5 protein-coding genes are annotated in these 6,021 nt (G+C 41.4%); 1 reads left to right on the top strand and 4 read right to left on the bottom strand.

Translation table 11 applies throughout. The features are described from left to right. Window positions 1-92 precede the first annotated feature (92 nt). On the top strand, window positions 93-1,061 hold the full coding sequence (locus tag AACT23_RS12335; RefSeq protein ID WP_094127554.1) for an IS30-like element ISVa6 family transposase: 969 nt from the start codon (window positions 93-95) through the stop codon (window positions 1,059-1,061). Between the two features lie 33 nt (window positions 1,062-1,094). Here AACT23_RS12335 and AACT23_RS12340 read toward each other — a convergent pair whose 3' ends face one another. The 4 genes from AACT23_RS12340 to AACT23_RS12355 all read right to left on the bottom strand — a co-directional run bounded on the left by AACT23_RS12340 (window position 1,095) and on the right by AACT23_RS12355 (window position 5,719). Beyond that, entirely contained in the window at window positions 1,095-2,528 is a 1,434-nt protein-coding gene (locus tag AACT23_RS12340) for a hypothetical protein (RefSeq protein WP_094127557.1), read from the bottom strand. 226 nt (window positions 2,529-2,754) lie between these two features. Beyond that, window positions 2,755-3,036 (bottom strand): hypothetical protein, encoded by a 282-nt coding sequence (locus AACT23_RS12345; RefSeq protein ID WP_017046618.1) that lies wholly within the window; start codon window positions 3,034-3,036, stop codon window positions 2,755-2,757. A gap of 209 nt (window positions 3,037-3,245) precedes the next feature. Further along, complete coding sequence (locus AACT23_RS12350; protein WP_170907960.1) at window positions 3,246-3,527, bottom strand: hypothetical protein; 282 nt, start codon at window positions 3,525-3,527, stop codon at window positions 3,246-3,248. Between the two features lie 1,556 nt (window positions 3,528-5,083). Further along, window positions 5,084-5,719 (bottom strand): CatB-related O-acetyltransferase, encoded by a 636-nt coding sequence (locus AACT23_RS12355; protein ID WP_094127560.1) that lies wholly within the window; start codon window positions 5,717-5,719, stop codon window positions 5,084-5,086. Between the last annotated feature and the right edge of the window lie 302 nt (window positions 5,720-6,021).

Raw genomic sequence — 6,021 nt, forward strand, 5'->3', positions numbered from 1 at the left:
CTTGGATTCAACTACGAAGTGCGACACCTCTGAACATAAAAACAGTGAGATGCGATAATCATGAACTTTGCTCCCGCCAAGAAGTAAAAAACATGAAATACACGCACCTCACTGAGAACGAAAGGTATATGATTTCTGCACTCAGAAAGCAAGGAATTAGTACCGCTAAAATAGCTAAACAACTGGGTCGTCACAAAGCGACTATCTATCGAGAAATTGAACGCAATTCCCGATACAACAGACACTTTAAAAGGTACTCCTATCAGGCGTGGAGAGCCCAACAAATGGCTCGCAACCGACTGAGCCGCTCGCGCAGAAATAAGCGTTACAGCGAAATCGACTTCAGGTTACCTGAAGCCTTGCTACGACTGGATTGGAGCCCTGACCAAATCGTTGGATACCTAAGGGTAAGAGGCTATCCAACAATGAGCCACGAGCTCATTTATCAGCATATTTGGAACGACAAAACTCTCGGTGGAACACTATGGAAACACCTACGCCAATCGACCAAGAAAAGGCGTAAAAGGTATAACTCAAAAGACAGCCGAGGTCGGCTGGCAGCAAAGCGTCATATTACCGAAAGACCTGAAAAAGCTGAGCATCGAAAAGAGCCTGGTCATTGGGAAATTGATACCGTCGTTGGCCGCGGAACCAAGCACTGTATCGTGACCTTAGTCGACAGAATGACTGGCTACACTTTTATTGGGCAAATGGACGATAGAACAAGCGAGTCGCTCAACGTAAGAATGAGCAAAAGCATGACCCGCTCTGACTTACCTTTTAAGACGATAACTGCGGATAACGGCACTGAGTTCCATGGTTATGCACAACTAGAGAAACATCATAACTGTCTGTTTTACTTTGCAAATCCATACCACTCATGGGAGCGAGGCACTAATGAAAACACCAATGGTTTGATACGACAATACTTACCAAAACGAACTTCTATGTCACACGTAACACAGAAGCTCTGCAATGAAATTGCACACAAATTAAATACGCGCCCACGCAAAAGACTTGGGTATAGAACACCAACGGAGTATATTCATGCGCATCTGTAGAAAGTGTCGCACTTCAAACTTGATACTAAGTGATTAATCCACCAATTGTTTCCAAAACTCTCTTAACAGAGGGAACTCTTGGGAACCTTGGTTATCTATGTACTCATTCACTAAGCATTCAAGATCACCGTCATCCAAAGCTATAATAAACCCACGTTGATCTTGTGCTGTATCCACGCAACGTTTGTACAGTAGCTTCTTATTTTCGATAGAACGACATATAAGAATTCCTACCTTACCTCGACTTGGGGAGAACCGCCCTGACAATTGGTCTACTTCTGGATTAGCTACTTCTTTCCCGTAGTTTTTACACTCAACAAATATCTGTGGAGCTGGGTAATGCATTGCCAACCAATAGAAAAAGCCACCTTTGGCTTCATTGGTGTAAGTGATGTCAATTCTCTTGCGACCACCATGAATTTTGTGCTGTTTCGTCGGATTGCACAACGAAGGATACAAGACTACTGAAAGGATTTTTTCAATAATGTCCTCATACGCCTCTGCTGTCTCTCTGCCGACAGGCAGAGATTTGAGCTCTGCGAGCAATTCTTCAAGGTCAGGTTTATCTACGTGCTCTAGTTCAGAAAACTGTTCATGAGAAAGAGGGCTCGAAGGACTGTCTGCTTTAGCTTCACGATATTCATCTAAGACGTATGGTTTTAAAATCGTCTGTTCAACTACGGCAAGTTTATCTTTGCCATATTTCTCCATTAGTGCCTTTTTAGTGACTCGCTGAGAACCGTTTTTAAGAGTTTCTACAAGCGATGTCTGGTTTCTAAGGTGCTCCGACTGCATTTGTGGAAGCAAGTAGTATCTATAGTATTCATCATATTGAAAACTAAGACGGCTGCGTACTAGAACCTTAGGAACCAAGATGACTTTACCATAATCGGTTATAGGTAAATCAACAAACTCGTTTTCCCAGATTTCTTTCTGAGGATTCCATAAGGGACCTGAAGCAACGTTAGGTGTTAAAGGAATACCATAGTATCGGCACATATCCTGAGTATATTTGATCAGAGAACGGCGAAGAATGTTGCAAACAGCATCAGAAATCATGTCAGTGCCGATGCCATGAATAAGTAAGGCTGTATCTTCTAGGTCTTGAAGTAAACCAGAGGTTGCAGCTTTACTCTTTGTTAATGCATCCCATACAGAGTCGGCCGATTCGTCTCCAAAACCATGACCCCGAGATTTACCAACAGAGTAGCCCAGGTGAAATTCATTACCCTCGCTTAATGATGCTAAAAGCTTTTTAGCCCTTTGATTCTCAACATTTTTTATTAACTTAAGGACCGTTTCAAAAAACGATTGGAGAAAAGAAGAAAGCTCATTTCCCCAAGAAGAGTCTAATGATTTTATTGCGTTAGGATCCAAAAACACTGCTAAATCTGTATCTAAAGGAATGTCCACAAAGTCTAGATATGCTTGTGTTCGATTAATATTGAAATACTCTGAAACCCTCATTTTAACTCCTAGAAAGAATGGGCAACGTATCTCATATGGAGGCTTTATCCATATAAACAAAGGGGTTATGGTAATTATTTTTGTTTGCTGTGCGCTGCTTCACCTAACGCCCGGCTAAGGGGTTGACAACGCACCGCCGAACTCAAAAAACACACTGTAAACACTGAACTTCAATTTTGCACTAAAATCGCCAAGCGTTGGCAATCCCTCTTGAGCCGTTTGTTAGCTATTTTTTCCCAGTGACTGATTTGAATGATTCAAAAATGAATGTCGCCAATCCACCTGCAACATTTGAATTTGCATAATCCTTCAAAGGATCACAAAAATTTGATTTGAATTTATCAATAGCCTCTTCTGGAGAAGAAGCATAAATCGTATCACCTTCCACTTCTAACCCCGAGCTCAAGAGTTCTTCCTTTTCAAAAAGATAAGTTTCTGAACTCATATCCAGATAAGTAAATGCATTACGATTTGCATTTGGTTTACAGAAAAATTGATACTTTGACATCTTTAATTTCCTTGCTGCTGAATAAAACAATAGCTAACGCCCGGCTAAGGGGTTGACAACGCACCGCCGGACTCAAAAAACACACTGTAAACACTGAGCTTCAATTTTGCACTAAAGCCGCCACGCGTTGGCAATCCCTCTTGAGCCGTTTGTTATATTTTCATTCTCTACACTAACGTGACCGACTGTTTAGGATTGCCGAAAAACCATTAACAAACTGATATTTCTTGCTTTTCCAAAACTGTAGCAGCTTCCGCACGCTCAATGATTTTTAACAATACAGATTGAATCGCTTCGTCTTCGCGGGCATCTTTGTCACTTGTAAAGCGTTGTATTTGAGGCTCGGCATTCTCCTCAGGTAAAAAGGTGATAACGACTTCGGTCGCTAAGTCCGTCGTTTTACCGAAATACTCTAATGATATTTGCGGATAACCTTTGAAACCTCTTTGTACTCGTTTCAATATGCGTTTTTTCGCTTTATCCACGTTCATCATGAATCCTTTTGGTTGCTGAACTTAAAAAAATATAACGCCCGGTTAAGGGGCTGACAACGCAAAACACTGAACTCAAAATAACAACCGTAATCACAAAGGCCGATTTGAACAAAAACCGCCACGCGTTGGCAGTCCCTCTTTAACCGTTTGTTATGCAAATTCAATAAGATAAACTGACTTTACTCGATCAAAAGCCACGATTGCAATGGTTGAGTGATTCAAGAACCAACCCAAGCAAGAACTGTGATAAATTAGCCGCCAAAACAAAGTCCACCTTTCAACAACAAATCAAGCTTTTGAATTAGACAAACTCACCGAGCAAGACTTTCAGCAAGTACGAAATGATCGAATAACTTGCTCTTTCCACACTTTGCGCACGCTAAATTGACAACAAACCAGCACTAAAACTGATTGAGGCAAACCAAGAACCTTGCTTGTTTTACGGTTTGAGTTAGCCAAGAATTTGAAGGTAAAAATGCCCATTTGCCGACAACATAAAACGAATGGCCGGAGAAATCCCAAACGATTGAGCACCTAAACTTACCTGAGTTGCATAACGCCCGGCTAAGGGGTTGACAACGCATAGCCGAACTCAAAAAACTCACTGTAAACACTGAATTTCAATTTTGCACTAAAGCCGCCACGCGTTGGCAATCCCTCTTGAGCCGTTTGTTATGCAAATTCAATAAGATAAACTGACTTTACTCGATCAAAAGCCACAATTGCAATGGTTGAGTGATTCAAGAACCAACCGAAGCCAGAGCCGTGATAAATAAGCCGCCAAAACAAAGCCCACCTTTCAACAACAAACCAGCACCAAAACTAATTGAGGCAAACAATGAACCTTGCCTGTTTTACGGTTTGAGTAAACCACGAATTTGAGGGTGAAAGTGCTCATTTGCCGACAACACAAAACGAATGGCCGGAGAAATCCAAAAGATTGAACTCCTAAATTTACCTGAGTTGCATAACGCCCGGCTAAGGGGTTGACAACGCAACGCCGAACTCAAAAAACACACTGTAAACACTGAACTTCAATTTTGCACTAAAACCGCCAAGCGTTGGCAATCCCTCTTGAGCCGTTTGTTAGGCCAACCAATTGACACCGACACTTTCACAACCAAAGAACAAGGCTTTTTGTAAATTTTAAAACAACTAACCGATTCATTTATAAACCAAAATGCTAAATCAGCAAAGAAACAAAAAACTCAAATTGAGCGGTTTGGAAAAAAAGTGACGAGCGTAGCATACTCGGCGGACGTTTGGGTGCTGAAGGTTATTTTGCCGCTAAACTCACAACGAAAAGCAACCCAACGCGATCAAGAAACAACAAATATGTGATGACGATTTATTGCTTAATTTAAGCCAGAAAACATAGAATTTACCGTTCAATTCCAACTCGATTTAGCTGATAAAAACTCACTTTGCCTAACGCCCGCTTAAGGGGCAGACAACGCCATTACCAACTTCCTGCATAACACCGTAATCACAAAAAACAACGCATAGTAAAAATGCCGCGCGTTGGCTGTCCCTCTTGAAGCGTTTGTTATGTGCTATTTTTCAACATCGTAAGCTGCTGCTGCGCTCTTTAGTTGTTGAATATCTGAGGCACATAGATATCGCTTTAAGGCTTCAAACTTCTCTGTGGGCCAATTATAGATTTGCATTTTCAACAGTTCGGCAATTACCGATTCGTCAAAACGATATTTGACTAATTTGGCAGGCGTGCCACCAACAACACTATAAGGGGCAACATCTTTAGTTACCACGCTATTTGCAGCAACTATGGCTCCTTCTCCGATTGTCACACCAGGCATAACCATTGATCTCATCCCAAGCCATGCACCATCATGAATAAAGGTATCACCTTTGCCTATATACGCTTCATCAATGTAGTCCATAAATGGATATAAACAGAACCAATCCGCCCTATGGGTATGATTACCACCCATTAAGATAACTGCCTCTGCGCCGATGCAAACGTAATCACCAATATGGAGTTTATCGATTTCCCACCTAGGTTCCCATTCACGACTCACTTCATCACCATGAAGATACCGAACAACAGATTCCTCAAATCCATTGTCCCAGCAGTCACTGTAATAACTATGTGTGCCTTTGATAGAAATATTAGGGTTAGTTACTACCTCATGGAGTAACTGAAATTTTGACCAATGCTTTTTGTGCATACTAAACCTCAAGCTAATGTTAAATAATAAGAATTATTGAAATAACACTATGCCGTCAGTGAATGCGTGGCTGCTTTAAAAGAGGAATAAGTTTCATAAAAAACACCGTTAATTGAAAGGCGCGAATGATAGCACATAACGCCCGGCTAAGGGGTTGACAACGCACTGCCGAACTTAAAAAACACACTGTAAACACTAAACTTCAATTTTGAACTAAAGCCGCCAAGCGTTGGCAATCCCTCTTGAGCCGTTTGTTATGCAAATTCAATAAGATAAACTGACTTTACTCGATCAAAAGCCAC

Origin of the sequence: Vibrio sp. V09_P4A23P171 (assembly GCF_963875615.1) — a bacterium.
Taxonomy (GTDB): Bacteria; Pseudomonadota; Gammaproteobacteria; order Enterobacterales; family Vibrionaceae; genus Vibrio; species Vibrio anguillarum.